The sequence below is a fragment of the Sphingobacterium psychroaquaticum genome, from assembly GCF_004421025.1.
Taxonomy (GTDB): domain Bacteria; phylum Bacteroidota; class Bacteroidia; order Sphingobacteriales; family Sphingobacteriaceae; genus Sphingobacterium; species Sphingobacterium psychroaquaticum.
Genome location: NZ_CP038029.1, coordinates 3566776 through 3591753, shown reverse-complemented (window position 1 = coordinate 3591753; position 24978 = coordinate 3566776). Strand labels below are relative to the sequence as shown.

The 24978-nt window shown below is 41.8% G+C and carries 17 protein-coding genes and 3 tRNA genes; 11 read left to right on the top strand and 9 right to left on the bottom strand.

Annotated features, from left to right (window positions below; translation table 11 throughout):
* Positions 1 to 38: 38 nt before the first annotated feature.
* A complete protein-coding gene (locus tag E2P86_RS14860) occupies positions 39 to 659 on the top strand; it encodes an L-threonylcarbamoyladenylate synthase (protein WP_085474363.1) in 621 nt (206 codons plus the stop codon).
* A gap of 21 nt (positions 660 to 680) precedes the next feature.
* On the opposite strand, the gene upp is transcribed toward E2P86_RS14860, so the two are convergent.
* Complete coding sequence (gene upp, locus E2P86_RS14855; RefSeq protein WP_085474362.1) at positions 681 to 1325, bottom strand: uracil phosphoribosyltransferase; 645 nt, start codon at positions 1323 to 1325, stop codon at positions 681 to 683.
* Between the two features lie 137 nt (positions 1326 to 1462).
* Here upp and uvrB point away from each other — a divergent pair, with 137 nt between their 5' ends.
* Entirely contained in the window at positions 1463 to 3493 is a 2031-nt protein-coding gene (uvrB, locus tag E2P86_RS14850; RefSeq protein ID WP_134433636.1) for an excinuclease ABC subunit UvrB, read from the top strand.
* Positions 3494 to 3537: 44 nt separating this feature from the next.
* On the opposite strand, the gene E2P86_RS14845 is transcribed toward uvrB, so the two are convergent.
* Positions 3538 to 3942, bottom strand: coding sequence for a hypothetical protein (locus E2P86_RS14845; RefSeq protein ID WP_085474360.1), 405 nt, complete (start codon positions 3940 to 3942; stop codon positions 3538 to 3540).
* 142 nt (positions 3943 to 4084) lie between these two features.
* Here E2P86_RS14845 and proB point away from each other — a divergent pair, with 142 nt between their 5' ends.
* Positions 4085 to 5119, top strand: coding sequence for a glutamate 5-kinase (gene proB, locus E2P86_RS14840; protein ID WP_085474359.1), 1035 nt, complete (start codon positions 4085 to 4087; stop codon positions 5117 to 5119).
* Entirely contained in the window at positions 5119 to 6369 is a 1251-nt protein-coding gene (locus tag E2P86_RS14835) for a glutamate-5-semialdehyde dehydrogenase (protein ID WP_134433635.1), read from the top strand. Before proB ends, E2P86_RS14835 begins: the two co-directional genes overlap by 1 nt.
* 7 nt (positions 6370 to 6376) lie before the next feature.
* Here the strand turns inward: E2P86_RS14835 and E2P86_RS14830 are convergent, their stop codons facing one another.
* Positions 6377 to 7513, bottom strand: a complete 1137-nt coding sequence (locus E2P86_RS14830) for an acyl-CoA dehydrogenase (RefSeq protein WP_085474357.1) — start codon at positions 7511 to 7513, stop codon at positions 6377 to 6379.
* 159 nt (positions 7514 to 7672) lie between these two features.
* Here E2P86_RS14830 and E2P86_RS14825 point away from each other — a divergent pair, with 159 nt between their 5' ends.
* A complete protein-coding gene (locus E2P86_RS14825) occupies positions 7673 to 8308 on the top strand; it encodes a peroxiredoxin (RefSeq protein WP_085474356.1) in 636 nt (211 codons plus the stop codon).
* Positions 8309 to 8355: 47 nt separating this feature from the next.
* Here E2P86_RS14825 and E2P86_RS14820 read toward each other — a convergent pair whose 3' ends face one another.
* From E2P86_RS14820 to E2P86_RS14810, 3 genes are all read right to left on the bottom strand, one after another.
* Entirely contained in the window at positions 8356 to 9447 is a 1092-nt protein-coding gene (locus E2P86_RS14820) for a S1C family serine protease (protein ID WP_134433634.1), read from the bottom strand.
* A 4-nt stretch (positions 9448 to 9451) separates the two neighbouring features.
* Positions 9452 to 10036 (bottom strand): RNA polymerase sigma factor, encoded by a 585-nt coding sequence (locus tag E2P86_RS14815; protein ID WP_085474354.1) that lies wholly within the window; start codon positions 10034 to 10036, stop codon positions 9452 to 9454.
* 159 nt (positions 10037 to 10195) lie between these two features.
* Positions 10196 to 11731 (bottom strand): SUMF1/EgtB/PvdO family nonheme iron enzyme, encoded by a 1536-nt coding sequence (locus E2P86_RS14810; RefSeq protein ID WP_085474353.1) that lies wholly within the window; start codon positions 11729 to 11731, stop codon positions 10196 to 10198.
* Positions 11732 to 11944: 213 nt separating this feature from the next.
* Here E2P86_RS14810 and ispF point away from each other — a divergent pair, with 213 nt between their 5' ends.
* From ispF to uvrC, 4 genes are all read left to right on the top strand, one after another.
* A complete protein-coding gene (gene ispF / locus E2P86_RS14805; protein ID WP_134433632.1) occupies positions 11945 to 12424 on the top strand; it encodes a 2-C-methyl-D-erythritol 2,4-cyclodiphosphate synthase in 480 nt (159 codons plus the stop codon).
* Between the two features lie 147 nt (positions 12425 to 12571).
* On the top strand, positions 12572 to 15751 hold the full coding sequence (gene porW, locus E2P86_RS14800) for a type IX secretion system periplasmic lipoprotein PorW/SprE (protein WP_134433631.1): 3180 nt from the start codon (positions 12572 to 12574) through the stop codon (positions 15749 to 15751).
* Positions 15752 to 15768: 17 nt separating this feature from the next.
* A complete protein-coding gene (locus E2P86_RS14795; protein ID WP_134433630.1) occupies positions 15769 to 18024 on the top strand; it encodes a penicillin-binding protein 1A in 2256 nt (751 codons plus the stop codon).
* Positions 18025 to 18099: 75 nt separating this feature from the next.
* On the top strand, positions 18100 to 19908 hold the full coding sequence (gene uvrC / locus E2P86_RS14790; protein ID WP_134433629.1) for an excinuclease ABC subunit UvrC: 1809 nt from the start codon (positions 18100 to 18102) through the stop codon (positions 19906 to 19908).
* Positions 19909 to 20011: 103 nt separating this feature from the next.
* Here the strand turns inward: uvrC and E2P86_RS14785 are convergent.
* The 3 genes from E2P86_RS14785 to E2P86_RS14775 all read right to left on the bottom strand — a co-directional run bounded on the left by E2P86_RS14785 (position 20012) and on the right by E2P86_RS14775 (position 20332).
* Positions 20012 to 20084, bottom strand: a tRNA-Met gene (locus tag E2P86_RS14785).
* Positions 20085 to 20135: 51 nt separating this feature from the next.
* Positions 20136 to 20208: transfer RNA gene (locus tag E2P86_RS14780), tRNA-Met, on the bottom strand.
* A 51-nt stretch (positions 20209 to 20259) separates the two neighbouring features.
* Positions 20260 to 20332: transfer RNA gene (locus E2P86_RS14775), tRNA-Met, on the bottom strand.
* 116 nt (positions 20333 to 20448) lie between these two features.
* Between E2P86_RS14775 and era the strand changes: the two genes are divergently transcribed.
* Positions 20449 to 21327, top strand: coding sequence for a GTPase Era (era, locus tag E2P86_RS14770; protein WP_085474348.1), 879 nt, complete (start codon positions 20449 to 20451; stop codon positions 21325 to 21327).
* Positions 21328 to 21904: 577 nt separating this feature from the next.
* Positions 21905 to 24967: a SusC/RagA family TonB-linked outer membrane protein gene (locus tag E2P86_RS14765; protein WP_085474347.1), complete on the top strand. Its 3063-nt coding sequence runs from the start codon at positions 21905 to 21907 to the stop codon at positions 24965 to 24967.
* Positions 24968 to 24978 lie beyond the last annotated feature (11 nt).

The window sequence follows — 24978 nt, the reverse complement described above, 5'->3', positions numbered from 1 at the left end:
TTTACTTAGTTAGATTTGTAGTTATACAAAAGAATACTATGCTGATAAAAATATATGAGGATAACCCGCAAGAGAAAGCAATACAGCAGGCGGTGGAAATCTTGAAAAAAGGTGGCGTAATTATTTATCCCACGGACACGATCTACGGTATTGGTTGTGATATCACGAATCAGAAAGCGATAGAAAGGGTTTGTCAAATTCGTGGGTTAAAACCTGATAAGTCAAATCTTTCATTTATATGTTATGATTTGACAGATATATCACAATATACACGGCCTTTTGATACATCGGTGTTTAGGGTATTAAAAAAAGCGTTGCCCGGCCCGTTTACCTTTATCTTTAATGCGAGTGGTCAAGTGCCTAAACTGTTGAGTTCTAAGAAAAAGACAGTGGGTATTCGTGTCCCTGATAATAATATTGTAAGAGCCATCGTAAAAGAGTTAGGTAATCCCATTGTTACGGCTTCGATCCGCGATGAAGACGATATCTTGGAGTATTCTACAGATCCAGAACTGATCTACGAAAAATACGCCGATTTGGTCGATCTGGTAATCGATGGCGGTTATGGTGATAATGTGCCTTCTACTGTGGTGGATGTTACGACAGGTGATTTTGAGGTTATTCGGGAAGGTAAAGGTGATTTGTCCGATTTTTTATAGACCACCGTCACGCTACATCCGTTATTCCTTATTGCCGTAAGCGAGATCGCCAGCATCACCCAATCCGGGAACGATATATGCTTTCGAGGTCATCTCATTATCTACAGCACCTACCCATAAGGTCGCTTCAGGAAGAAATGCTTGGACATGTTGTAATCCCTCTTCCGAAGCGATCACCACAGCGATATGTAGCTCCTTGATGTTATATTCCGCGAGAAGGTCGCGGCAGCAAAGTACTAAGCTGCGTCCTGTGGCCAGCATGGGATCTGCTATAATAACAATTCTTTCATCGAGATTTGGGGTGTTGCTGTACTTCTTATGTATTTCAAATTCACCGCTTTTTTTAGTATGCCGGTAAGCCGCAATGAACGCATTGTCTGCACGATCAAATACATTTAAAAAACCTTGGTGAAAGGGAAGACCAGCGCGGATGATAGTTCCCAAGACCGGCTGCTCGGTCAGTTGGTTAACGGTTGCAATACCGAGCGGCGTTTCTACTGTTTGTGGTTCATATGTTAGTGTTTTGCTAATTTCATATGCCATAATTTCGCCCAAACGCTCTAAGTTTCGACGGAAGCGCATCCGATCCTGCTGGATATTGACATCTCTTAATTCTGCCAAAAAGTGGTTGGCTATACTGTTTTCTTTGGTGAGAATCGTTACCATAATATTAAATCGTATAGGATGTTATCTGTACTAAGGTAATACAATTAATTGATACTTTGTTTGGATAATCGTGACGGTAAGGCGATAAAAATATCTATTTTTTTTAGTATTTTTATAGCTTATTGAAAGCGGGTTACATGAAATTCAATTTAACATCAGATTATAAGCCTACGGGGGATCAACCACAGGCTATTAAAGAGTTGGTGGCAGGTTTGGAGCAGGGCGAGCAGTACCAGAACCTTCTGGGCGTGACGGGATCGGGGAAAACTTTTACGATTGCTAACGTTATTCAAGAGACACAAAGACCAACATTGATATTGAGTCATAATAAAACGTTGGCGGCACAACTCTACGGTGAGTTCAAGCAGTTTTTTCCAGAGAATGCGGTGAACTATTTTGTTTCTTACTATGATTACTACCAACCCGAAGCTTTTATCGCTTCATCCAATACATATATTGAAAAGGATTTAGCCATCAATGAGGAGATCGAAAAACTTCGATTAGCAACTACATCGTCGCTGATGTCAGGACGTCGTGATATTGTGGTGGTATCGTCGGTATCTTGTATTTATGGTATGGGGAATCCCGAAGATTTTTCACGATCGATCTTTCGTTTTGCTGTAGGGATGACCATTTCACGAAACGCTTTTTTACACCGATTAGTTGAAATTTTGTACGCACGTACAACGGCTGACTTTAAGCGAGGAACTTTCCGGGTGAAAGGGGATACCGTTGATATCTATCCGGCTTATTTAGACTATGCTTTCCGCATTTCATTTTTTGGAGATGAGATTGATGAAATCAGTGAGATTGATCCCGTCTCGGCTAAGACCTTAAATAAAGTGGCGGATATAGCTTTGTTTCCTGCAAACTTATTTGTGACACCCAAAGAGAAATTTACGGAGTCAATATGGGCGATTCAGGATGAGCTGGTACAGCGCACAGCGCAGTTGGAGGAGGAAGGAAAAATGTTGGAAGCAAAACGTCTTGAGGAACGTGTAAATTACGATTTGGAGATGATGCGTGAACTCGGGTATTGCTCAGGAATTGAGAACTACTCCCGATTCTTTGACGGTAGAAAACCGGGGATGCGCCCCTTCTGTTTAATCGATTATTTCCCGGACGATTACCTGATGATTATTGATGAGAGCCATGTTACGCTACCGCAATTACGTGCGATGTATGGTGGTGACCGTTCCCGAAAGGTCTCTTTGGTTGAACATGGTTTCCGATTGCCGGCCGCTATGGATAATAGACCGCTTAACTTCTCTGAATTTGAATCTCTCACGAATCAAACGATCTACGTATCAGCGACGCCCGGGGATTATGAACTACAACAGACCGAAGGGGTTGTTGTAGAGCAAGTGATTCGCCCGACTGGTTTATTGGATCCTATAATTGAGGTGCATCCGGCGGTAAATCAGGTCGATGATTTTCTGGAAGAGGTTGACAAAACAATTAAAGAAGGTGGGCGAATTCTGGCAACGACGTTAACGAAACGGATGGCGGAGGAGCTGACTAAATATATGACGCGATTAAACGTTAAAGTGCGTTATATCCACTCCGAAATTAAAACATTGGAACGCGTAGAGATTTTGCGGGGACTTCGTTTGGGCGAGTTTGATGTACTGGTGGGCGTGAACTTGTTGCGTGAAGGGTTGGATCTTCCGGAGGTGACGTTAGTTGCAATTCTAGATGCGGATAAAGAGGGGTTCTTACGCTCGGAGCGTTCGTTGATCCAAACGATTGGCCGGGCCGCTCGGAATGATAAAGGGCGTGTAATTATGTATGCTGATAACATGACGCAGAGCATGCGTGTTACGATCGACGAAACAAACCGGAGACGCGAGAAACAGATTGCTTATAATACGGAGCATGGCATTATTCCGCGTACAGTCGGTAAGAGTCGCGAAGAGATTATGGAACAGACATCTGTTGCTGACTTTAAACCGGGCGAAGCGAAGGCGTATGTTGAACCGGATAGAGCATCGCTTTTGGCTGCGGATCCTGTCATGGAATACTTGGGCGAGAAAGATCTACGCAAAGCGATTGAGGTTGTCCGTAAGAAAATGGACAAAGCGGCGAAGGATATGGATTTCTTGGCTGCCGCTAAGTTCCGGGACGAAATGTATGCGATGGAACAATTGTTTAAAGAACGATTTGAATAAGATAAAGAAACGGGTTGAGACAAAGGTTTCAACCCGTTTCTTTATTATTTACGCTCTTCATATACTTTTTGACCATTATGCACCAAAGACCAGCAATGGGCTTCTTCAATAAACTGATATTCTTCATTTGAATATAAGAAATTAGCAACCCGATCCAGGATCATATTCTCGGTTTCCGGAATAAAAATCTCTGCTTTTTGCTTAGAGGGATCGATCAGCGCATATACGGCTTTTTCTTGTTGATCGCTTGGCGCATTCGCTAAAAGCATTTTTACACCACCTTCCCAAGGGCGGACACACTTTTGTTGAACAACAGACCATTGGTATCCGGCAGAGGGTATGCACCCCTGGCTATCCCTATCGTTGCCAACCACGGAGGAGCCTGTTTTACCATTTTGACAAGCAGCGAAAAACAAAGCTGCGAGAGGCAGTAGTACGTATAACTTCATAATTTGCTTTTAATAAGGCTGTTTCATAAATCGTACCAAAAAAGAGGTAAAAACAGCGGTGATAATTCATTTTTAAAGAAATGGTTGTTACTTTTACAATAATCTAAATAAAAGCTATTTGTTTTGATATTTTTGTAATTCTATGAAGAAGCCTATACTTGTTATAAAATTTGGTTCCGCCTCTATTACCGCAAAAGATGGGGAGATTGATGAACGTGTAGTCCTGGAGATTGCGCGACAAACGGCCATGTTGCAACCCAAGTATAACATTGTATTGGTCTCTTCTGGTGCTGTCGCAGCGGGAAAAAAATATTTGAAACAATATACAGGAACGTTGTCCGAGCGAAAAGCGGCAGCTGCTATCGGTAACCCCATGTTGGTGACGACGTATAGCAATTATTTTAGAGCTTTTAAGATCGCCTTGGCACAAAGTCTGTGTGAACGGCAACACTTTGCGAATAGAGATCAGTTTTTACAACTGAAGGACACGTATGAGGAGTTGTGGAAGAACAATGTTATTCCGATAGCGAATGAGAATGATGTAGTTAGTAACAAAGAATTGAAATTTTCGGATAACGATGAACTAGCTACATTGATTGCAGTTGGCTTTGGCGCAGAAAAGATCTTGTTTAGCACATCGGTTCCTGGTGTTTTGGATGCGAGTGGAAAGGTAGTGCCGGAGATCGCTGTTATCGACAAACAAGCACTTTCTTTGGCGCGTAAGGATAAATCGTCGGTAGGGTTAGGTGGTATGACCTCGAAGCTCAATTTTGCACGTCTGGCAAACCAAATGGGGATTGAGGCTGTGATCTTCAGTATGCAGACCGAAGATGGTATATTGAAAGCCGTGCAGGGACAAACAGGGACACGATGCCATGCACAGGCGAAGAAGATTTCCTCTCGAAATAAGTGGCTGGCTAGCGGAGGCTTGATCAAAGCTTTGGTGACGGTTGATCAAGGAGCAGAACAAGCCTTACTAAATCGGAAAAGTCTTTTAGCGGTTGGCGTTTTGCATATTAATCAAATTTTGGAAACAGGCGAGGTCTTTCAAATTGCGAATGAGCAAGGGGAGATTGTAGCTGTAGCGAAAGCGAAAGTAGATGTTATCGATGTAGCAGGTATCAAGGAGCAGAAGAATTTGGCCATCGCACATGCAGACGATATCGTATTATTGTAATGAAAAGTATTGAAAAACAATTGCATGACGCCAAAGAGGCGAGACATGCACTTCGAGGTAGTACCGATGCGGTAAAGACAACGTTTTTACTCGAACTTGGAGCGCGCTTGAAAGCAAGTGTAGCCGTGATCCTGGAGGAAAATAAAAAAGATCTAGAGCGGATGGATCCGGAAGATCCGAAGTATGACCGTTTGTTGTTGACCGAGGAGCGCATTGTTGCTTTGGCGGATAGTGTGTGCGGTATTGCTAAGCTATCAGATCCGACAGGTGTCATCCTTTCTTCAAAAATATTGGATAATGGATTGCACATCGAGAAGAAAACGGTGGCGTTGGGAGTGGTCGGCGTGATTTATGAATCTCGTCCGAATGTTACGATCGATGTCGCAGCGCTTTGCGTACGCTCAGGGAACGTTTGTGTACTTCGGGGAGGTACAGATGCCTGGTTTACCAATAATGCGCTGGTACGCCTTATTCAAGATGCTTTAGCAGATAGTGGATTGGATCGTCATATTGTACAGCTTTTGCCTACGGATCGTGCTTTTGTACAAGAACTTTTGACTGCGACGAAGTATGTGGATATAATCATCCCTCGTGGTTCACAATCCTTGATTAATTTTGTGCGTGAAAATGCGAAAGTGCCCGTTATTGAGACAGGAGCGGGAGTCTGCCATACGTATGTCGAGCGAACCGCCGATTTGAACAAAGCGGCACGCATAGTTGCCAATGCGAAGATTTCCAGACCATCGGTTTGCAACTCATTGGATACCGTACTTGTGGACAAGCTGGTTGCCATTGATTTTTTACGACTTTTAAAGCCCTATTTTGCGGCGGATAATGTTGATGTTTTTGCTGATCATTATGCGTATAGTGCATTAGAGGAACTTGGTTACCCGACGCTACAGAGGGCTACGCCTGAAGATTATGGGCGGGAATTCCTGGCATTAGCTTGCTCTATCCGTGTGGTCGATAATATGGAGGAAGCTTTAACACATATTGGAGAATACTCCTCCAAACACTCGGAATGTATTGTGTCACAAGATGAGCTGCAAATTGACCGTTTTTTAGCAGCTGTCGACGCGGCAGCAGTCTATGCTAATGCATCCACTCGTTTTACCGATGGCGGAGAGTTTGGTTTAGGTGCAGAAATAGGTATTTCCACGCAGAAACTGCATGCACGGGGACCTTTTGCTTTGGAAAAGCTGGTAACCGATAAATGGTTTGTGCGTGGAAATGGACAAATTCGTGTGTAATAAAATGTTACTTCAGGATATCTCGTGCGATTACTAAACGTTGTATCTCTGAAGTGCCTTCATATATCTGGGTGATTTTAGCGTCACGCATGAGGCGTTCCACGTGATACTCCTTTACGTAGCCATAGCCACCGTGTATTTGAACTGCCTCAACGGTGGTCTTCATCGCGACCTCCGAAGCAAAAAGTTTCGCCATAGCGGCTTCTTTGCTATATGGTAGGCCTTGGTCTTTTAGCCACGCTGCTTTATACGTCAGTAAACGAGCCGCTTCAATTTCAACCTCCATATCGGCGAGCTTAAATTGAATAGCTTGATGCTCACTAATCGGTTTCCCAAACGTTTTACGTTCCTTCGAATAGGCCAAGGCAAGATCATATGCCCCCGCTGCAATTCCCAACGCTTGTGCCGCAATGCCAATACGGCCGCCATCTAAGGTTTTCATCGCAAACTTAAATCCGAATCCATCTGCTCCAATTCGGTTTTCCTTCGGCACTTTTACATCTGAAAAGAGGAGTGAGTGTGTATCGGAACTGCGAATGCCTAGTTTATTTTCTTTTGGACCAATGGTAAATCCATCCATTCCCTTTTCCACGATGAAAACATTAATACCGCGATGGGCCTTTTCTACATGGGTCTGTGCGATAATCAGGTAAATATCTGCGTTGCCACCATTGGTAATCCAATTTTTGGTGCCGTTAATGAGGTAATGGTCACCTTTATCTATCGCGGTAGTATGCTGTGAAGTTGCATCCGAACCCGCTTCTGGTTCGGATAACGCAAAAGCACCAAGCTTTTGACCGCTGGCCAGTGGTTTTAGATATTTCTCCTTTTGTTCTTCGGTACCAAATTCCTGCAGACCGTAAAGTACAAGAGAGTTGTGTGCAGACATAATTACACCGGCGGAGGCATCGATCTTGGAAATCTCTTCAATTGCGATCGCATAAGCTAGTGTATCCATGCCAGCACCATGATAAGCCGTTTCTACCATCATGCCCATAAAACCTAATTCACCCATTTGCTTAACAAATTCAGTAGGAAAAATAGCGTGTTCATCGCGCTCAATAACGCCTGCTTTTAGGGTTTTTGCGAACTCGCGTGCAGCTTCTCGCAGGAGTTGATGGTCTTCGTTCAATTGGAATTGCATAACCTGTCTATATTGATATATTCAAATATACATTTATTTATTATGCAAGCATAGCAAATAAAACTTTTTTTTGTCATATCTGTTATTTAGTTATCGATATAAAATAAAATCTACTATATTAGTAGTATTAAATAAGTATCAACATTAAATTTAAAGACAATGAGTTTAAGACTAGGAGACGAAGCGCCTAACTTTCAGGCGAAAACAACAATAGGAGATATCGATTTTTATAATTATATCGATGGTAGCTGGGCGGTTCTTTATTCTCACCCTTCTGATTACACCCCTGTTTGCACGACTGAGTTAGGACGGACTGCACAGTTGAAAGGTGAGTTTGAAAAGCGTAACGTGAAGGTATTGGCATTGAGTGTCGATTCTGTTGCCGATCACCTGGATTGGATTAAAGATATTAACGAAACACAAAATACAACAGTGGATTTCCCTATTATTGCAGATGAGGATAAGAAGGTAGCTGAGTTGTATGACATGATCCATCCGAACGCTTTAGCGACGGCAACGGTACGTTCTGTCTTCGTAATTGGTCCCGATAAAAAGATTAAATTGACACTGACATACCCGGCTTCAACAGGGCGTAACTTTAATGAAATTCTTCGTGTGATCGATTCGTTACAGCTGACGGCTGATTATTCTGTAGCAACACCTGCTGATTGGAAAGATGGGGAGGATGTAATTGTCGTTCCTGCTATTAAAACGGAGGATATCGCTGGTAAGTTTCCAAAAGGGTTTAAAGAAATAAAACCTTATTTACGTACGACTCCACAACCGAACAAATAAAAAAACGGGCATCTAATTAGATGCCCGTTTTTTATTACTTAGATTTATTAATACACCTTAACTATATAAATGTAGTCTTGAAGTTTCTTGATCTGATCTGTCCGTGATAGGTGGTTTAAACTGTTTTTGTTCGTCAGGACCACATTACCACGTAATATATCTGCGGGGATACTATTGAGCGTCTCTATTAGGGCCTTTGTTTTTATGGCAAAGGCGGCACCGTCAATTCCTTTTTGTTTACCGCTAATGATACCGATGATATTACCTTCTTTATCCAGCACAGGTCCACCGCTATTTCCAGGGTTAACCGGAATGGATATTTGATAAGCCAATGTATCTCCTGCATACCCTGTGGAAGAGCTTAGGTAACCTTGTCCATACACCGCTTCATCCCGAGGGAAACCTATGGTGTAGATATCTTCTCCAAGTTCTGAATCTTGCTTTTTAAAGGTATAAGGTACATTTTTATGCGATTTAAATGTCGAATCGTTAATATGTAAGATTGCTAAATCTTTTTCCGCATTGGTAAAAATGATATCAGCCTTATAGGATTGTCCTTTATGGTTTTGCAGATGAATAGAATCGGCTCCGCTGATGACGTGATAGTTTGTGACAACATAACCGTCCTTGGTGATCATAAAACCGGTCGCTCCGTAATGAATAGCTTCGTTACTGGTGTTGCTATTGATATTCTTTATGGCATCGTTATGGGCGTTAACATTCCGTTTTACGGTATTCATATCTCGACGGAGCGCACTATAGTCGGATGACGTTTTTCGTAAATTGGAGTAATATCCCGTCAGCCATAAGGTGGAGAAAACAGAGATAATAGCAATCGCAGCAGCAACAGCAGCATTGAATTTATAGCGGTCCCAAAGTGAGACTACTTTAGTGGGCGCTTTAGGTTTTTCTTCCTGATGGAATGCCTCGGTGGCCGACTGTAGTGTCGCTTTGAAAGCAAGCCGATCTGCTGTAACTTGGATATTTTCTATTAAAGATTTGTGCTCCTCAAATCGGGCACGATATGGGGGATTCTCTGCGCAAAAAGACTCAAACCGTTCATTATCTTCCGGCGTAAGCTCTTTCCGCAGATACAAATCTGCCCAATCTATAAACTCTTGTTGACTTAAACTCCTCATTCTTCTAACTAACACTTTTGAAAAAAAACTTCTTCAGTCGCTGTAGGCATTTGTACTTTTGGGTCTTTGCGTTATCGGTATTGGTATAACCGAATTTTTCGCAAATATCTGCCATCGATTTGTTCAAGATATAGAAATCATAGAGAATCGTTTTACACGGTTCGCCTAATCCGGCTAAAGCCTGCTCCATTTGCAGCAGATTTTTTTCTATGGTTTCATGCTCCTGGACTGCATCTCCAGCCTCATCAGCAACCAGGGAGTCCTCATAGTCATCGATTGAATCTTTGCGATATTTGGACTCGCCTCGAGTAAGTTGTTTCAGCCACAAACGCTTAGAAACAGCATAAAGAAATGTTTTTAGCTTGCTTGAAAGTTCAAAGTCTCCTTTATTGATTTTGTCGTACAGGACCATAACGGTTTCCTGAAAGATATCTTGCGCTTCCTCCGAACTTCCACTATTGTTGATGATCATCTTCAATACTGGCGGGTAATACAGTTTATACAATTTCTGTACCGCCAAATTGTTCCCCTCTCGGATCCCTAGGATGATTTCCTCATCAATGCCAATGTCGCTTTTCTCCTTACTCACTTATTAATACCTTTTTAATCAAATAGTAACCTTGTTTCACAGAGGAATTTTTATTTTGTGAAATTTAGTCGGTACTAGGGGCTAATATATTCAAAAAAAAGACACCTAAAAAGTATGTTGTTCTTTAATTAGGTGTCTTTTTTATGGTGTAGTCACAAATTATGGCTGTGACTTTCTTTTTGGTGCATTCTTAGCTTTGCTTGTTGGACCGAAAACATTTCCCACCATTGTCATAGCGCAACGGAAACCAACCATAGCATTGGACTCATCTTGTTGCATGAAACGACGCGTCGCTGGATTTAACCAGTATGCACGATCGTTCCAAGAACCGCCCTTGAAAACACGACTTTTGTTGTTGATTAAGGTTGTTTTACCATAGAGCTCTTTCATCTCCTCATCATCAAAACCGCGGGCATCATATTGGTAGCTGCTTGCTGCATCTTCATTACCTTTAGCTGCCTGAAGCTCTTCCCATGTTTGTTTACGTGGCGCTTTTGCAGGTACTTTTACCGGACGTCCGTATTTGTCTTTCGCCAAAACACGGCCTTCTGCATTTTCGTATTTATTGTCCATAAATACATTACCACGGAAAGGGTTGAAGTCTTCAAAATCTTCAAACGATAGTTGGCGGTATACGTCGTTCACCCATTCGTTCACATTACCAGCCATATTATAAAGACCGAAATCGTTTGGTGCATAGCTTGTGACAGGCACGGTTATATCACCACCGTCGTTTAAGTCGCCTGCAACTCCCATATTATTACCGCTTGTAATTTTGAAGTTTGCTAACATGCGACCCTGATTTTTACGTTTATCGGAGCGCACGCCTAAACCACTCCAAGGATAAGTACGGCTATTTTCGATATTTCCTTGTACCGTATTGCCAATTAGACCTAAAGCGGCATATTCCCATTCGGCTTCTGTTGGTAGTCGGTATGGTTGTTTTAGGATACCGTCCTCCATGCGTACTGTACGTTTCGCTTCAGGGGCAGCACCAGGGCGATTATCTTTTGGCATATTTGGACCGTCAATACCTTCGCCTTTGAGCTGGCCGTTAAGGTAGATTTCCGTGTTGAAAGCGTCGCCTGTTGTTTTTTGTTCCGAGCGCGTTTTATAGTCGACCAACATGCCTGATTTACGCAATACGTTTTCATTGACACGGTCGGTACGCCACTGACAGTAGGCTGTTGCCTGTTCCCAAGAAACGCCAACTACGGGATAATCTTGGAATGACGGGTGACGTAAATATAGATTTACGTAAGGTTCATTATAGGATAACGGATGGCGCCAAACTAAGGAGTCGGGCAATGCATCATAGTACAGTTTACCATCATCTGGGAAATTTTGTGCGATCCAATGTAAGTACTCCAGCCAATCGGCATTAGATACCTCGGTTTCATCAATATAAAAAGAGGCAACCGTAACACGACGTTTCACATTGTCATAGGCATAGCCTAAGTCTTCGTTTAAACTTCCGCCCATTACAAATGTACCACCCTCTACAGCCACTAAACCCGGGCCTGGTGTTTCTTTCACTTTTCTGTTGATATGAAGGCCACCATTATTAGGATCGTTGTAGGCAACCCCAGTTTTGGGCGATACGTCACCACTCTTTCCCGACTTACTGATTTTACTACAAGCTGATAAAGCAATAAGGGAACAGATTGCCAATGTTAGTGGCACCATTTTCTTCATAACAAAGTATTTCTTGAACCTCATAAATTAAAATTATGAATTTAACTTTTCAAAAGTAAGAAATAAAATTTATTCTCTCTTAAAGATACAAGCTGATTTCGTACCAAGATGTTTGGTCGAAGTCTTAAAAAATGTTAAAATTCTAAAAGTGTGGTAGCCCGACTACAGAATGGTGATTCGTATATCTGCAATTAATGTCTAACTTCGTGAATTATGAAAATTAAAGTTGGTTTTGGATTTGATGTGCACCAAATAAAAGAGGGGCACCCATTTATTGTTGGTGGTGTTCAGTTGGAGCATCATGCCGGTGCGTTCGGGCATTCGGATGCGGATGTATTGGTGCATGCGATATGTGATGCTATTTTAGGGGCTGCTAACTTGGAAGATATTGGTTATCACTTCCCTAACACCGATATGAAGTGGAAGGGGATCAGTAGTTTGTTGCTATTGAAAGAATGTATCCGACTTATTGGTGAGAAAAATTTTGTACTGGGAAACATTGACGCCATGCTTTGTCTGGAAGCACCGAAGATCAAGCCTTATATCCAGGCGATGAAAGCAAATATTGCAGAGGTGACAGGTTTGGATGTCGAGGATATTTCGATTAAGGCTACAACCAATGAAACGATGGGGTTTATAGGTCGACAAGAAGGTGTTGTAGCTTATGCCGTTTGTTTACTTGAAAAGAAGTAATTTTTAGTGTTTAATTGTGGCAGTTTTACTACGTTGTTGATAATTAACTATTTTTAAAATTTTTGTAGCTAAAATTTATTTGAATAATGGTATTTTTGTGTGAACTATTTGCCTGTCTTTTTGTTCAGGATAAAGATTGTCATATTCATGATTGTAAATATTAAGCATCGTATTTGCAAACGGCTTTCTATTGTGCCGTTGCTATTTGTTCTTCTGTTGTTTGTGGCATCTGCCTGTGGCCTCTTCAAAGGGAAGTCTGCAGCGGGAAAGAAATCAATTGATGATACAGCAAAGACTGATTTTTTTCAAAATCTAACATCGAAGTACAATATATTGTATAACTCCAACTTGATGTTAAATGCAGAGCGGAAAAGTATTTACAGCGGTGCAAATAAAAACTACCAGGTTCGATTAACGGTGTTTGATGAACCAACAGCGAATGGCGATCCACATAAAGCCATGGATTCTTTAATTCAAAAGGCATACAAAATTGTAAATACCAAGCAAGAAAGTAAATATATTCAAGAAGCTTATTATATCATTGGTCGTGCCTATTACCTTAAAGGGTCCTATTACACAGCTATTGAATTTTTTGATAAGTTGATCAAAGAGGCCGCAGATGCACCTTCCTATCGGCCGCTGGCTTACGCTTGGAAGTCACGATCTTTTTTGCAGATAGGGAAACCGGAGAAAGCGCTATCGGCCGTTGATTCGGCTTTTATGTTTCTGGATGAAAGCTTGAAGACCCGAACCTTTGTGAATGCGGCTAAGGCAAATGCCTTGATTCGTGTTGGTAAAGAGCTGGAGGCTATTCCTTTTTTAGAATATGCGATTGAATCCAATAAGGATCCTTACGACAAAAATAGATGGCGTTTCTTATTAGCGCAATTGTACGCGGACAATGGTCAGCGTGATCAGGCCTTCGGTTTGTTTGAAAAGATTGCAAAAGCTAATGTTCCCTATGATATGTCATTCGAGGCGAGCTTACAAGCCGCTTTTTTAACCGGGGCAATCCGTGGAGGGGCACTTGTCGAACGGGTGAAGCCACTGAAGTCTATGTTGAAGGAAGGAAAGAACGATGGATATAAAGATCAGATTTTATTTGAAATAGGCCGGATCTATCTGGCAGAAAATGATGAAGCACAAGCCTTTTCATATTTTAATAAATCCTTAGCAGAACCGAATCGCAATAGCTACCAAACGGCCGAAACGTATCTGACATACGGCGATTATCTTTTCCAAAAGAAAGACTATAAGCACGCACAAAACTACTATGATAGTCTTGCAACGGCTTTGCCTTCGGATTACACTGATGTAGATCGCGTTACGCGAAAATTGGCGTATATGTCAAAATTAACGGCCTTGTACGAAAATAATCTTTGGCAAGATACGTTGATCAGTTTAGGAAAGCTAAATGAAAATGATCGTCAAGAGATGGTGGGGAAATATGCAGGTGCAAGTCTTATAATGAAACAAAAGCAACTGGAGCAAGAGGCTGCCCGCAATAAGAAAGGGAAAAAGGAAAAGGGACAACAAACTGGCACCTTTGTGAATAGCAATGTCTTGGCGTTGAACAATACGCCTACGAGTGCAGCTACAAGTAGCTTTACAGGGAACAAGTTTTATTTCAATAACCAAGATGCGATGCTGTTGGGGACTTCCGACTTTAAACGAAAGTGGGGAAATAGACAGTTAAAAGATGATTGGCGATTCTCGGGCGACAACACGCCTTCGTTAGTGGCTCAGACAGGTAACGTGGAGACAGCAAGTAAGGTGACTACGCCAAAAGATACGTTTGATGCGGTTGCTTTTTTGGCCGCAGAGAAGAGCCGTTTCTTGGATTCAGTGCCGACAGCGCAAGGAGATTATGACAAGAGGTTAAAAATCGTACACGATAACATGATCGTGATCGGTAATATCTACCGTGACTATACGAAAGATAATAAGGATGCCATCATAGCCTACGAGTCTTTCTTAGCGCGTTTTCCGAATACTGCTGCGGGCGCAGAGATTTATTATTCACTGTACCGTATGTATGATGGGGTGGACGCAGTGAAAAGTGCCGCTTATAAAGATCGTCTGATTCAGATGTATCCAAATTCATTGCATGCAATGGTGGCTAAAGATCCCTATTATATGGATAAGATCAATCGGGATAAACGTGTGCTGGATCGTGCTTTTGAGAAGTTATTTGCGTTGTATACAGCAGGCGATCATGTTGCGGTTATTAAACAAGCAAATGAAGAGTTGGAAGGTGTTTTCCAACGTACCGGAATGGTGGCGCAAATTGAATACCTGAAAGCACTTGCTATTGGACGAGTTGGGCGGGTAGATGATTTTACCAATGCGTTAGGAAAGATTGTAGAGAAGTATCCGGAAGATAGTTTGGTTGTGCCTCTTGCAATGGAGAATATTGCATTTGTGGAGAAGAATCCATCCATGTTTGTTAATCGGGTGAATGCGCTTCAGGATATTGATAAAAGTCGCATCGCCTTTGTGGATGAACCAGATATGACCCCTTGGCCATCCTTGGATATTAATGGTGATTACCGTACTGGGGTTGCTATTATTAAGCCTAAACCGAAAGAAGATGTTATCGCTAAGGTAGAGGAGAAGCCGAAGGTTAAAGAAGAGAAGCCGAAAGAAGAGAAACCAAAGACGGAAGAAGAACGTAAGGAGATCGAGTTGCTTTTGGCTGGGGAGATGACGACCAAGGCAAAAGATATAAAAACAAATATTGGCGGTGCCAAAGTCGATGTTAATTTGCAGAAGAAGGAAGAAACGATTGTGGCTAATCTGGGGACAATTGAAGAAGAAGAGCAGCGTTTAGCCTTGGCACTTGGGCAACAAAAAACAGGTACGGGTGTGAATGCGGGGAAAGGGGTGAACACCAATGTTAAATTGGATGCTAAAGGAGTTGATGTCGGTGAAGTTAAAATAAACTACGGTCCGAATGAATATCGGGATAAGAAGCTCTTCCCGGATAAAGGCACTTATTTCTTTACGATCAATGTGAAAGATCCGCGCGTAAATCTGGCGCCAAGTCGATATGGTATCGGGCAATTTAATCGTTCTCGATATGCGCGGGCGGAACTGAATCACCAATTGAAATTGGTTAATGCTGAAAATCAGCTTCTTTTTATCGGACCGTTCGAATCTTATGAAGAAGTGAAAACTTATGAGTCCAGAATATTACCTTTGCTTCCGGAATTGATGAAGATCCCGGTAGAGGATTACAATACTTTTATCATCACAAAAGAAGTAATTGGCACATTAACTGATGGTATTATGATTAAGAATTACCATCAAATATATATAGAGCAATAACACTATATTGAAATTCAATGAAAAGAGAGTCTAAGCAAAATCAGCTGACGGAGGAAGATGTAAAGAGGTATACCAAAGGACTTTGGAAAATATTCTTAGCATGTGTTGCGATTGCTGTTTTATTTGTTGTAAGCGTACGAATAGGTGTTTTCGGGAAGTTACCTTCCTTTCAGGAATTAGAGAACCCCAAAAGTAATTTGGCATCTGAGGTACTATCAGAAGATCTAAAAGTTTTAGGTACATACTATAAACACAACCGATCGAATGTTAAATACAGTGAACTGTCACCATACTTGGTGCAGGCGTTAATTTCCACAGAAGATAAGCGTTTTTACGAACACTCGGGGATCGATTATTCCCGAACAATAACTTCTGTATTACATACATTGACAGGAAGTAAGCAAGGCGGTAGTACCATTACACAGCAGCTTGCTCTGAATCTATTTGCGGAACGCCGTGAACGGAGCACGATCAAACGTGTAATGCAGAAATTTCAGGAATGGTTAACGGCCGTTCGATTAGAGCGTAGCTATACCAAAGAAGAGATTATAACCATGTATTTTAATACCGTAGATTATGGGTATAAGAATACATATGGTATTAAGTCGGCTGCGCGGACTTTTTACAATACCACGCCAGATAAATTAACCGCTGATCAAGCTGCAATGTTGGTCGGTATGTTGAAAGGTACAACCTTATATTCGCCTGTAAAATATCCAGAAAATGCACTTACGCGTCGGAATACCGTGCTGAATAATATGTCTGCACAATCGTTTATCTCTGCCGAGGAGGCGGAAACAGCGAAGGCCAAACCGATTAATCTAAAGTTGCGTATTTCTAATTACGGAGAAGGGTTAGCGCCTTATTTTAGAGCCGTACTGAAGGAAGAGATTAAGAAAGAATTTCAACGATTATCAATTACTAAGCCAGACGGTACGCCGTATGATTTAGATAAAGATGGTCTGAAAATCTATACACCAATAAATTACGCGATGCAACAGTACGCGGAAGATGCACAAAAAGAATGGATGATGAAGTTGCAACGTGACTTTGACCGTCAGTATCGCAGTGCGGATCCTTTCCGTGGTGATAATGCAAAGCTTTTGGTGAGTGGAATGAGACGGTCTGATCGTTACCGTATGATGAAAGATGCGGGGCACTCGGAGGAGGAAATCAAAAAGGCTTTCAAGGAGAAGGTGCCTATGTCTTTGTTTACCTATAAAGGAAGTGTGGACACGGTAATGTCTCCGATGGATTCTATACGGTACAATAAATTGTTTCTCCGCAACGCCGTGATGTCTATGGAGCCTTCAACAGGCCATATCAAGGCATGGGTTGGTGGTATTGATTTTGAGCATTTTAAATTTGACCACGTGAAATTGGCGCAGCGTCAGGTCGGGTCAACAGCGAAACCATTTACCTATGCGGTAGCCATTGATAACGGCTATTCACCTTGTTTTACGGTACCTAATCATTCCCGTAGCTACGGCGATTGGACCCCACGTGGAACAGTGCAAGGTGGAGATCCTATTACATTGAAAAATGCGCTTAAATATTCACAGAACTTTGCATCAGCCTATGTGATTAATGAAGTGGGAGCATCCAATGTAGCGGCTTTAACCAAGAAAATGGGAATTACTTCAAATGTACCGAGCTATCCTTCTATCTCTTTGGGAGCTTATGAAGCCTCTGTTTTTGATATGGTTGGTGCTTATTCGGCTTTTGTAAACCATGGAACATGGGTGGAGCCGACCATGATTTTACGTATTGAAGATAAAAATGGTACGCCGATTTATGAGCGCTCTCCGAAAGTCGTTAAAGTGATTAATAGCGAGTCCGCCTATATTATGGTTGATATGTTAAAAGGTGTAGTTGATGGCGGAACGGCTTCCCGTTTGCGACGAGCGGAGTATGGCGGGTTAACTAATCCAATCGGAGGTAAGACTGGTACAACGAATGACAACTCGGATGCGTGGTTCATTGGGATTACACCTGATTTGGTCACGGGTATCTGGACGGGGGCTGAAGATCGTGGTATTCGCTTCTATAGTATGGCTTCGGGACAAGGTGCTTCGGCCGCATTGCCAATATTTGGTTTGTATATGAAGAAAGTGTACAACGATAAAAGCCTGCATTATACGCAAGGTGATTTTCCGCAGCCACCGGGAGGATTGACGCGCGAGATAGACTGTAGCCGTTATGTTCCGTTTTATGGAACCGGTGGAGGCACCGAGGAACAAAGTTCGCTCGATGATGACCGACTCGGATTTTAGCAGTAGTTTATAGATACTTACTATTGCCGAACAATAAATTTTAACGAAATTTGTTGTTCGGCATTTTTTATTGATATGGATTCGTTTAATTACAGAGAAGAGTTAAAAAAGATACCCCACAAGCCGGGGGTTTATCAGTATTTCGATAAGAATGATGAACTCATTTATATTGGAAAAGCGAAAGACCTGCGGAATAGGGTAGGCTCTTATTTTGTAAATGAAGCACAGTTAAATGGTAAAACACGGGTATTGGTCCGTAAAATAAACCGAATAGCTTTCACGATTGTAGATACAGAAATTGATGCCTGGCTACTCGAGAACAACCTCATCAAGAAGTACAAGCCTCGTTATAATGTCTTGTTGAAAGATGATAAGACCTACCCTTGGATCGTGATCAAGAATGAACATTTCCCACGGATCTATTGGACGCGCCAGTATGTGAAAGATGGTTCCCGATATTATGGGCCTTACGCTTCGTTGGGGATGATGCATGTTATTTTGGATATGATCCGAGAATTGTTTCCGCTACGTACGTGCAATTTGAATTTAGCGCCCGAGAATATTGCGAAAGGGAAGTACAAGGTATGTCTCGAGTACCAAATCGGAAATTGTAAAGGACCTTGTGAAGGCTTTCAAACAGAAGTAGATTATAACCAAAATTTGATGGATATAAAAGACATTCTAAATGGGAAGATTTCGGTTGTTACAAGTCGTTTAAAAGAAGATATCCAACAAGCTGTTAACGAGCTGAATTTTGAGGGGGCGCACCTGTTGAAAAGTAAGTTGGATAAACTGTCTAATTACCAGAGTAAGTCTACGGTCGTGAGTTCTTCTATTACCAACGTCGATGTTTTCAGTATTGCCTCGGAGGATAATTATGCCTTTGTGAATTATCTGAAGGTGGTTCATGGGGTGGTTATTCAGACGCAGACGCTAGAAATGAAGAAACGGTTGGATGAAACGGAACAAGAATTATTGGCATTAGCTATACCGGAGATTAGGGGGCGCTTTAGAAGTACTTCGAGAGAAATAATCGTTCCCTTTGAGTTGGATATCGAGTCAGATGAATCGATTAAGTTTACCGTTCCTAAAGTTGGAGAAAAGAAAAACCTGTTAGAATTGTCTCTCAAGAACGTCGCCTATTTTAAAAAAGAACGTATGTTGCAGTATGAGCGTCTAAACCCAGAGGTGAAGACCGATAGAGTCTTAAAGCAAATGCAAAAAGATTTACGGATGAACGTTCTGCCGCGACATATAGAGTGTTTTGATAACTCGAATATTCAGGGTAGTTATCCCGTATCCGCCATTGTGGTGTTTAAGGATGCAAAGCCATCGAAAAAGGATTACCGGCATTTTAATGTAAAGACTGTGGTGGGGCCTGATGACTTTGCGACCATGGAGGAGGCTGTTTTTAGGCGCTATCGTCGTGTTTTAGATGAAGGTGGAGACTTACCTCAGTTGATCGTGATCGATGGTGGCAAGGGGCAATTAGGCGCGGCTATGAAGAGCTTGAAGTTGTTGGGGATTGAAAAGCAGCTGACTGTGATCGGAATTGCGAAGAGACTCGAAGAGTTATATTACCCAGGGGACCAATATCCATTGTATCTGGATAAGAAATCCGAAACATTGAAAGTGATACAGCATTTGCGGGATGAGGCACACCGTTTTGGTATTACGTTCCACCGGAATCAACGCAGCCGGAAGACTTTTGTGTCGGAGTTGGAGAATATTCCAGGAATCGGAAAGACCTCGGTGGAGAAATTATTAAAGACCTTTAAGTCAGCGAAGAAGGTTAAGGAGGCTTCGGATGAAGAGCTGCGGACGGTGTTGAACCAAAAGCAGCTTGTGGCGTTGCGCGCTTACTTTATGGAAGGTGCTGGATAAACCAAGCGAATAGTTAAGCGGGAACTACCGCTTAACTATGTAAGTAATATTTCTAAATTTTTAGGGCATAAAAAAAGCCTTTAGTTTCCTAAAGGCTTGGTAGTAGCGGGGATCAGACTCGAACTGATGACCTTCGGGTTATGAGCCCGACGAGCTACCAACTGCTCCACCCCGCAATGTATTTTAAGTTTCTTCGAGCTAGGCGCATTGCCACCTAGCTCTTTTAGTAGCGGGAATCAGACTCGAACTGATGACCTTCGGGTTATGAGCCCGACGAGCTACCAACTGCTCCATCCCGCAATGTATTTTAAATTTCTTCGAGCTAGGCGCATTGCCACCTAGCTCTTTTAGTAGCGGGGATCAGACTCGAACTGATGACCTTCGGGTTATGAGCCCGACGAGCTACCAACTGCTCCACCCCGCAATATATTTTTATCTAAAATCTGCGTTGTTTTTGGTGAAACGCAAGATATCATTTCCTTTTATTGGAGCACAAAGATATTATTTGTTTCTTTGTATTCCAAATAAAGAACGCAAAAAATGTCGCATAAAGCAGGATTCGTAAGTATCATAGGCAAGCCGAATGCCGGTAAATCTACACTAATGAACTCATTAGTAGGAGAGAAGATGTCTATTATTACACCAAAAGCACAAACCACAAGACACCGAATAATTGGTATTGTTAATGAAGAAAACTATCAAATTGTGTTTTCTGACACCCCGGGTGTGATAAAACCGAACTATTCATTGCAGGAATCGATGATGAATTTCGTGCAAGGATCGCTAATTGACGCGGATGTTATTCTTTTTGTTACAGATATACACGAGAAATACGATGAAAATGATGTCATCGAAAAATTGCGCAAGACAGCTTCTCCTGTAGCGGTCTTGATTAATAAAATCGATAAGTCGTCGGAAGAAGAGGTAATGAGTAAGGTTGAGTTCTGGAAAGAGAAAATCAATCCGGATGCTGTGTTTGCGATTTCGGCGAAACTGGAATACGGAGTGTCGGGGATCATGGAATATATTAAAGAAAAGCTTCCTGTCCATCCACCGTTTTACGCGAAGGATGAATTGACGGATCGTAATATGCGCTTCTTTGTTTCGGAGATTATTAGGGAGAAGGTATTTAAATTATATGATAAAGAAATCCCATACAGTACGGAAATTATTGTTAAGTCTTTCAAAGAGGAGGCTAAGATTACACGGATCGCAGCGGAGATTATTGTAGAGCGTGATTCGCAAAAAAATATTATCATCGGAAAAGGCGGGGAGATGATCAAGAAGGTGGGTACCTATGCACGACAGGATATTGAAACCTTTATTGATGGAAAAGTATTCCTAGAGCTGTTTGTTAAAGTTATTCCCGATTGGCGTAGTAAAAAGAACTACTTAAAGCAGTTTGGATACGACGACTAGTCTTTTATCTCTTGTTTAAGATTTTTATATCATGCTTCGTCAGAAATTGACGAAGCATATTTTTTTGTAAAATGGAGCCGTATTTATAATCTACCTCCACTGATGGGATAAAAGGATAGGAATGCTTCTTTTTGCGTTATTGTATTGGAATGTTACATAATAATGCTAATGCTGTAATTGCCTATTATTTCCACATGTATTTATCAGGTTAAGCTTCTTGTTTTATAGTTGTTTATCAATCTTTTTACCTCCTGTCAATTATTTGTTTCCAGTATTTTACGGACTATTCATCGCTTTGTTTTTGCTGTAGAGTTGTAACTACTTTTTTGTTTTGCAATTCTTTTGTTATTTATTGTATTTCGTAAAATGTAAATTTTCCCACTCAGGGGTATTTTAAGCAATGTTTTTGTCTTTGTTATTTATTGGATATGAATTAGTTGCAATGCAAACGTTTGTGTTATTTTACGCAAACGTTTTCGTTTAACATGGAATTTTTGATTAGGTTACTTTAAGTTAATTTGGTGCCAACTAGATTATGGTAATCTACTAGAAAAAGAAAACCCTAAAAGCAATTTTTATGACAAAGAGATCTACAAATCCCTTGTTCATCGGTAAGAGTTTTCGGTTGGCTTCTGTATTGATGCTGAGTGTTTCTGCGCCTTTGGTGCCAGTGCTTGGAAATACAGTGAATGCCTATGCGAATGTTTTTTATCAACAAACAGTAACCGGTCGAGTAACCTCCGCCAATGGGCCAGAGGCTGGTGTAACAGTGGCTGTAAAAGGTAGCCCTACACAGGCTACATTGACAGATGCACAAGGTAACTTCTCCATCCAAGCGAAAGCGGGTGAAACCCTCGTTTTCTCCGCGGTTGGATTTGAACCTTATAGCCAAGTGGTGCAAGGTAATGTAATGCAGGTTGTATTGAAAAGTAGTGATGAAGCCTTAGAGGAAGTTGTTGTGGTTGGTTATGGCGTTCAGAAAAAGGAAAGTCTAACTGGCGCGATGCAGGTGGTTAAAGGCGATGAGCTACGTGATATTACCAATCCGTCGGTGGAGAACATGCTGAACAGCAAAGTTTCCGGAGCATACGTTTCTCCGGGGTCAGGTCAACCGGGATCAAGAGGAGCTGTTGTTATTCGTGGTCAAGCAACCTTAAATGGAACTGCAAGCCCGTTATGGGTAATCGATGGTGTAATTGTAGGGTCTAGCGCAGGAGATTTAAACCCCGATGATATCGAAACGATGACGGTCTTGAAAGATGCTGCGTCGACGGCGATCTACGGTTCTCAGGGTGCGAACGGTGTTGTGTTAGTGAAAACGAAGGGCGCAAAAGTTGGTAAAACATCGTTGAATATATCTTCACGTGCTGGTTTCAATACATTGAACAACGGTAATGTAGAAATGATGAATGGTGAGGAGTTGTATGACTATTATGCTTCTTTTCAGAATGCCAACACTATCTCTTTTCCACGTTGGAATGCTGATTTACGGAACAGCAACTTCGATTGGTGGAAATTAGCAACCAAGAGTGGGTTTGTACAGAACCATAACGTTTCTGTTTCTAGTGGTACAGAGAAACTACAATCGTTCTTCTCATTAGGTATGTATGATGAAAAGGGAGCTGTTAAAGGGTATGATTACAAACGTTACAACGCGCGTATCACACAGGTATATAAACCCTTTGATTGGTTATCTATCAAACCTGCTATTTCAGGTGCTCGTCGTGGCGTAGAAGACAGACAATACTCGGTAACGGCGATGTATTCTAATTTGCCTTGGGATAGTCCGTTTGATGCCAATGGTAAACTAGAGCCGCACCGCTCTCCAAACTGGGTGAATAGCGCAAGTACAAACTACTTATACGATTTGCAGTGGAACCATTCTTCCAATGTGAACTATGAATTGATGGGTAATTTGGATTTTGATGTTAAATTGACTAGTTGGTTAACTTTCAATTCGGTTAATAACTATCGTTATATTACGTATTCAGGTGCTGGATATACTGATCCGAGATCTAATGGCGGCTTGAGTGTAGGCGGAAGGATTACCGACTATCGTTCGGAGTCAGCCAGACGATACACCAGTCAGATGTTGACCGTTAATAAATCATGGGGGCCACATACTTTGTTTGCGGTTGGTGGTTACGAATTTAATGACTACTGGGGTAAGACATTAGATGCTTATGGGGTTGGATTTTTGCCAGGCTTTGAAGTTTTAGATGTTGTGGCTAAACCAGAGCGTACTAAAGGTGGTATCAGTGAGTGGGCGATGCAGTCGATGATTTCCAAAGCGAACTATACGTATGATGGAAAATATTTGATCGAGGGGTCTTTGCGTCGTGATGGAGCTTCAAACTTTGGTACTAATGCGAAATATGGAAATTTCTTCTCCATTAGTGGAGGATGGAACATCCATAGGGAGAATTGGTTTAAAGCGGATTATGTTGATGCGTTAAAGCTACGCGCTTCCTATGGTTCTGCAGGTAACCGTCCAAGCTCGCTGTATCCACAGTACAATCTATACTCCGTCACAACTAATTATAATGGAGGCGCTGGTGCTTTGATCGCGCAGGCAGGCAATAAGGACTTGACATGGGAACAGACTTACACAACGGGTGTTGGTGTGGATGCTGCTTTTTTCCAGAACAGACTTCGTGCAACTGTAGATTATTATAATAAAAATACAGACAATATTATCTACCAAGTGCCAATCAGTGAACTGATGGGGATCGGCGCAATGTGGCAGAATGTTGGGGAGATGAACAATAAAGGTATTGAGATTTCTGTGGGAGCAGATATTATCCGGACAAATGATTTGTTGTGGAGTTTTGATATCAATGTGGGGCACAATACGAATAAGTTAGTGAACTTGTACCCGACAAAAAATGCGGATGGAAGTTACACGGTTAAACCGCTTATTATAGGCGACGGTATGAATATCGCGGGATCGGCGCAACGCATCCTGCAGCCGGGCTTACCTGTCGATACCTATTATCTAAAAGAGTGGGCTGGTGTGAATACAGAAACAGGTGCGCCAATGTGGTACAAAGTAACGCGTGATGCCAACGGTAATGAAACGGATCGTACCACAACATCGAACTATGCACAAGCAACTTTCGAAAAGTTGGATAAAGCATCGCCGAAGCTATTTGGTGGTTTCTCTACCGCTTTACAGTATAAAAAATTTGATTTAAGTGCAACCTTTGGTTATTCGTTGGGCGGTAAAATCTATAATTACGCTCGTCAAGAATATGATTCAGATGGTACGTATACAGACAGAAACCAGATGAAACTACAAGATGGTTGGAGCCGTTGGGAAAAACCAGGCGATGTAGCGACGCACCCTGTGGCGAAGTATAACAATAAGGATCAAGGAAACCAACCGTCTTCACGTTTTGTTGAGGATAATGATTTCCTACGCTTACGTGCACTAAATGTTGGTTACAATTTCAATTTAAGCCAGTATAAAATTAAGAATCTTCGCGTGTTCTTCTCGGGTGAAAACCTATTTGTTTGGACTAATTACTCGGGTGTAGATCCAGAAATCCCAGCCAACGATGGCGCAGTCCTAGGATCGGCAGGTCCGGGAGTGTATCCGGCTACGCGCAAGTATATGCTTGGATTGAATGTTTCATTTTAATGATTGAAAAT

Bases quoted from the DNA above. Each gene is read 5' to 3' on its own strand.
- E2P86_RS14860 (WP_085474363.1), top strand. From the start codon at position 39: ATGCTGATAAAAATATATGAGGATAACCCGCAAGAGAAAGCAATACAG.
- upp (WP_085474362.1), bottom strand. From the start codon at position 1,325: ATGGTAACGATTCTCACCAAAGAAAACAGTATAGCCAACCACTTTTTG.
- uvrB (WP_134433636.1), top strand. From the start codon at position 1,463: ATGAAATTCAATTTAACATCAGATTATAAGCCTACGGGGGATCAACCA.
- E2P86_RS14845 (WP_085474360.1), bottom strand. From the start codon at position 3,942: ATGAAGTTATACGTACTACTGCCTCTCGCAGCTTTGTTTTTCGCTGCT.
- proB (WP_085474359.1), top strand. From the start codon at position 4,085: ATGAAGAAGCCTATACTTGTTATAAAATTTGGTTCCGCCTCTATTACC.
- E2P86_RS14835 (WP_134433635.1), top strand. From the start codon at position 5,119: ATGAAAAGTATTGAAAAACAATTGCATGACGCCAAAGAGGCGAGACAT.
- E2P86_RS14830 (WP_085474357.1), bottom strand. From the start codon at position 7,513: ATGCAATTCCAATTGAACGAAGACCATCAACTCCTGCGAGAAGCTGCA.
- E2P86_RS14825 (WP_085474356.1), top strand. From the start codon at position 7,673: ATGAGTTTAAGACTAGGAGACGAAGCGCCTAACTTTCAGGCGAAAACA.
- E2P86_RS14820 (WP_134433634.1), bottom strand. From the start codon at position 9,447: ATGAGGAGTTTAAGTCAACAAGAGTTTATAGATTGGGCAGATTTGTAT.
- E2P86_RS14810 (WP_085474353.1), bottom strand. From the start codon at position 11,731: ATGAAGAAAATGGTGCCACTAACATTGGCAATCTGTTCCCTTATTGCT.
- ispF (WP_134433632.1), top strand. From the start codon at position 11,945: ATGAAAATTAAAGTTGGTTTTGGATTTGATGTGCACCAAATAAAAGAG.
- porW (WP_134433631.1), top strand. From the start codon at position 12,572: ATGATTGTAAATATTAAGCATCGTATTTGCAAACGGCTTTCTATTGTG.
- E2P86_RS14795 (WP_134433630.1), top strand. From the start codon at position 15,769: ATGAAAAGAGAGTCTAAGCAAAATCAGCTGACGGAGGAAGATGTAAAG.
- uvrC (WP_134433629.1), top strand. From the start codon at position 18,100: ATGGATTCGTTTAATTACAGAGAAGAGTTAAAAAAGATACCCCACAAG.
- era (WP_085474348.1), top strand. From the start codon at position 20,449: ATGTCGCATAAAGCAGGATTCGTAAGTATCATAGGCAAGCCGAATGCC.
- E2P86_RS14765 (WP_085474347.1), top strand. From the start codon at position 21,905: ATGACAAAGAGATCTACAAATCCCTTGTTCATCGGTAAGAGTTTTCGG.